This window comes from Aneurinibacillus thermoaerophilus, assembly GCF_900099925.1.
In the GTDB taxonomy this organism is placed as follows: Bacteria; Bacillota; Bacilli; order Aneurinibacillales; family Aneurinibacillaceae; genus Aneurinibacillus; species Aneurinibacillus thermoaerophilus.
This window is the reverse complement of sequence record NZ_FNDE01000072.1, coordinates 1-4,492: the sequence shown is the minus strand read 5'-3', so window position 1 is coordinate 4,492 and position 4,492 is coordinate 1. Positions and strand designations below refer to the sequence as shown.

Genomic DNA, 4,492 nt, shown 5'->3' with positions numbered 1-4,492 from the left:
CCGTTCGGTGGCTTCAATATGTCCGGTACGGATTCCAAGGCGGGCGGCCCGGACTACCTGTTGCAGTTCACGCAGCCGAAGCTTATTTCTGAAGTATTGTAATTTTTATTATAGAGGGGAGAATAACCATGAACGGTGCGACTTCTATGAGCAAAACACAAAGCATTATCGAAAAAACCGAGAAATACGGTGCTAATAACTATCATCCGCTACCGATCGTTATTTCTAAAGCGGAAGGCGTATGGGTAGAAGATCCGGAAGGCAACAAATATATGGATATGTTGAGCGCTTATTCGGCGCTCAACCAAGGCCATCGTCATCCGAAAATTATTCAGGCGCTCAAGGAACAGGCGGATAAAGTTACGCTTACTTCCCGTGCATTTCATAATGACAAACTGGGCGAGTTCTACGAAAAGCTTTCCAAGCTGACCGGAAAAGACATGATTCTGCCGATGAATACAGGCGCGGAAGCGGTAGAAACAGCAATTAAAGCAGTGCGCCGCTGGGCATACGATGTAAAGAAAATCCCGGAAAACAAGGCGGAAATTATTGTATGTGAAGGCAACTTCCATGGTCGTACGACGACCATTACGTCTTTCTCTTCCGATGAAAGCTATAAGCGTGGATTCGGGCCGTTTACGCCAGGCTTCAAAATCATTCCGTACGGTGACATCGAGGCATTAAAACAAGCGATTACGCCTAATACGGCCGCATTCCTTACGGAGCCGATTCAAGGCGAAGCGGGTATCGTGATGCCGCCAGAAGGTTTCCTAAAGCAAGCACGTGAAATTTGTAAGCAAAATAACGTACTTTTTGTAGCAGACGAAATTCAAACCGGATTTGGTCGTACAGGTAAACTGTTCGCTTGCGAATGGGAAGATGTAAAGCCGGACATGTATATTATGGGGAAAGCGCTTGGCGGCGGTGTGTTCCCGATTTCTGCTGTGGCTGCGGATAAAGAAATTCTCGGCGTCTTCGAACCGGGTTCTCACGGCTCCACGTTTGGCGGAAATCCGCTGGGCTGCGCCGTGGCCATCGCAGCGCTTGAAGTATTGGAAGAAGAAAACCTTGTGCAGCGTTCGCTGGAAATGGGCGAATACTTTAAAGAGAAATTATTGCAAATTGAAAATCCAATCATCAAAGAAGTACGCGGCCGTGGTCTGTTTATTGGCGTAGAGCTGACAGAGAAAGCCCGTCCATATTGCGAAGCGTTGAAAGATCTTGGTCTGCTGTGTAAAGAAACGCATGAAACAACGATTCGCTTTGCGCCTCCGCTCATTATTTCTAAAGAGGATTTGGATTGGGCAATCGCGAGAATCTATCAAGTATTGAAAAAATAAACAAACCGGTGTATGCTGTTTGTAAATGTGTATAGGACGCAATAGGTGCCCCATTTTCGGGGAGAATAGGGAAGAAAACACGCGGGCCCGCCACTGTAGCCGGGGAGCCGCTGACAGTCACTGGGCGATTCGTCTGGGAAGGCTGTTGGCACATGGTATTGATCCGGGAGCCAGGAGACCTGCCTATTGCAGCGGACTACTCGAGGAACAGGTAGCATTGAACCGGATGTGGCAAGTCCAGGTCTTCTTTGACCTGGGCTTTTTTATTCATCATGGTGACCAGCGCTTTGTTTTCCTGCGTCCTTACCATTTTCTTGAAACGGTAGAGAAAAGGATGGGGATGAGAAGGTGAAACAAACAACCAAGATTACGCTCGCGGACATATTGAGTCGTATCGTCCAGCCGGATGAAAAGATGATGGGAGCGGTGCAAAAAAAAGTGGATAACTTAACCAAACCGCCAGGAAGTTTGGGAGTCTTGGAGGAAATGGTGATCCGCTTGGCTGGCATTCAACGGACAGAAGCGCCGACGTTGCGTAAAAAAGCGGTGGTAGTCATGTGCGGCGATCATGGTGTGGTCGAAGAAGGAGTGAGCGCGTTTCCGCCGGAGGTAACCGGATTGATGATGGATAACTTTGCGCGGGGAGGTGCTGCGATTAATGTGTTCTCGCGCCGGATGGGAGCGGAGGTGATCGTCGTCGATGTTGGAAGCAAGGCGAAAACATCTCCGGGCGTGAGAGCAGAAAAAGTAAGGGCAGGCACGAACAACATGGCGCAGGGGGCAGCAATGAGCCGGGAGGAAGCCGTAGCCGCCATTGAAGTCGGCATCCGGATCGCTGTGGAACTGGCCAGAGAGGGGTATCAGGCGGTGGCCTTAGGCGATATGGGAATCGGAAATACAACCCCGAGCACTGCTTTGACAGCTGCCGTAACCGGCCGTTCTGTAACTGAGCTGACAGGCAAAGGGACAGGCATTGATGAAGAGAAGCGGAAGGTCAAGGAGGCTATTATTGAGCGGGCACTTCATATAAATGGAATTGAAAAGAATTGGCGTGCCAAACTGGAGCCGATTGATGTGCTGGCGCGGGTCGGCGGGCTGGAAATTGCCGGATTGGTGGGATTGACTTTAGGGGCTGCAGCCAATCGAATGGCTGTTCTTGTCGATGGGGTGATCGCGGGCGCAGCCGCACTGATTGCGTATGAAATATGCCCGGCTGTGCTCCCGTATCTATTCGCATCGCATCTATCAGAAGAACCAGCCCATCGGGCGGCGCTTGAATATTTGGAACTGACTCCAGCGTTATATTTGCGCATGCGTTTAGGCGAAGGCTCAGGTGCAGTGCTTTTGTTCCCATTGCTGGAAGCATCGCTTGCTATGTTGAATGAAATGGCAACGTTTGCTGATTTAGGCTTATAAGAATCAACAACCCCCGCTGTCCTCCACAGCGGGGGTTTTATCCAGGAGAATGAACGTATCAGTAAGTCGGACGATTGACTTTTATGCTGGAAGCTTTATACTACCTAGGCAGAATCCCTCGCCTTCAATAGCGGGGGTAAAAGCAAAGGTGAAGGAGAGAACATATGAAAACAAACAGAAGAAATGTAACAATCGCAATGTTGGTTGCAACATTTCTGGCCGCTATTGAAGTGACGATCGTCAGTACTGCGATACCTAGAATCGTAAGTGATTTAGGGGGGATTACGCTTACGAGTTGGGTGTTTGCGGTATATTTGCTGACAACGTCCGTTACAACTCCGATTTACGGCAAGCTGGCAGATTTATTCGGGCGCAAAGTTATTTTTACGATTGGTACCGCCTTCTTTTTACTTGGTTCGATGCTATGTGGATTGGCGCAGTCGATGGAGCAACTGATTTTATTCCGCGCTATTCAGGGGATTGGAGCCGGGGCGGTACTGCCGGTGACGTTCACGATTATCGGTGATATTTATTCATTTGAAGAGCGAGCCAAAATTCAGGGATGGTTTAGCTCAATTTGGGGAATTTCCGGCATTGTTGGGCCGCTGGTGGGCGGATTTTTCGTTGATGTTTTATCGTGGCACTGGATTTTCTTTATTAATGTGCCGTTTGGCATTGTGGCTGTTATTATGTTGTGGCTATATTTGCATGAATCGTTCGAGAAAAAGAAACAACATATCGACTATGCGGGCGCAGTTACGTTTACCATCGGGATGTCAGCGTTGTTGTACGCATTCTTGACCGGCGGGCAGCAGTATGCCTGGACGTCTTCGGTTATTTTTGTTCTATTTATGACCGCGGCCTTGTTCCTGGCTGTATTCGTGTGGATTGAGATCAGGTCGCCGGAACCGATGCTGCCGCTGCAACTGTTGACCATCCGCAGTATTTCCGTTTCCAATCTGGTCTCTTTCATTATTAGCGCCGTGTTGATTGCGATAAACGCCTATTTACCGATGTGGATTCAAGGTGTATATGGAGAAGGAGCAACCAGTTCAGGATTGGCATTAACTCCGATGTCCATCGGTTGGCCGCTGGGTGCGATCTTGAGCGGACGTTTGATGCTTCGTATCGGTACACGCAATACGTCATTGCTGGGACTTGCCATCCTTATCTTTGCTTCGCTCTGGCTTGCGTCCGTCGGGATGGATACGTCACAGTTTGCGCTTATCGCGATTATGTTTTTTGCAGGACTTGGATTTGGCCTTTCGGTTACCGTGTTTACCGTTGTTGTTCAATCTTCAGTGAATTGGAGTTTACGTGGTGCGGCCACTGCCTCCAATTCGTTCGTCCGCACGCTCGGACAAACGTTTGGCATCGCGGTGTTCGGCACATTGTTTAATGCGGCGCTGGATCGCTATACGAAAGGGCACGGGTTAGCGGCCGGGACGGATATGAACCAATTGTTTAATCCGGAAGCAGTGCAGATGATTCCGGCGCAGATGCTTGACATCATGCGGGAAGGGTTGGCGTATGGGCTGCACCATGTGTTTGTTGTGTTGTGTGTATTAGCGGTGGCTTCCTTGCTTGTCGGGTTCTGGTTGCCGCGCAAAAATCCTGAACCTGACTCTGTTCGTACGCAATCATAAGTCCTGCGGTAATATGTCAAGTTCCTCAAACTACGAAATTGGAAATTAAGATGCCTCATTTATCGAAAAAAGGCAGCACTTAAAAAACCC

3 protein-coding genes and 1 riboswitch are annotated in these 4,492 nt (G+C 49.2%); all 3 genes read left to right on the top strand.

What is annotated here, in order from left to right; all coding sequences use genetic code 11:
* Positions 1 to 146: 146 nt before the first annotated feature.
* The 3 genes from BLR88_RS18410 (at position 147) to BLR88_RS18400 (ending at position 4,402) form a co-directional block, all read left to right on the top strand.
* Positions 147 to 1,340: an ornithine--oxo-acid transaminase gene (locus BLR88_RS18410; protein WP_057900223.1), complete on the top strand. Its 1,194-nt coding sequence runs from the start codon at positions 147 to 149 to the stop codon at positions 1,338 to 1,340.
* A 26-nt stretch (positions 1,341 to 1,366) separates the two neighbouring features.
* A riboswitch (cobalamin riboswitch) is annotated at positions 1,367 to 1,541 on the top strand.
* A gap of 147 nt (positions 1,542 to 1,688) precedes the next feature.
* Positions 1,689 to 2,756 carry a nicotinate-nucleotide--dimethylbenzimidazole phosphoribosyltransferase gene (cobT, locus tag BLR88_RS18405; protein WP_246615652.1) on the top strand — a complete coding sequence of 356 codons (1,068 nt, stop codon included), beginning with the start codon at positions 1,689 to 1,691 and terminating at the stop codon, positions 2,754 to 2,756.
* Between the two features lie 164 nt (positions 2,757 to 2,920).
* Positions 2,921 to 4,402: an MDR family MFS transporter gene (locus BLR88_RS18400; RefSeq protein ID WP_057897664.1), complete on the top strand. Its 1,482-nt coding sequence runs from the start codon at positions 2,921 to 2,923 to the stop codon at positions 4,400 to 4,402.
* The last annotated feature ends 90 nt before the right edge of the window (positions 4,403 to 4,492 follow it).

Excerpts from the sequence above, each read along its gene's own strand:
- BLR88_RS18400 (WP_057897664.1), top strand. The coding sequence starts at position 2,921 with ATGAAAACAAACAGAAGAAATGTAACAATCGCAATGTTGGTTGCAACA.
- BLR88_RS18410 (WP_057900223.1), top strand. The coding sequence starts at position 147 with ATGAGCAAAACACAAAGCATTATCGAAAAAACCGAGAAATACGGTGCT.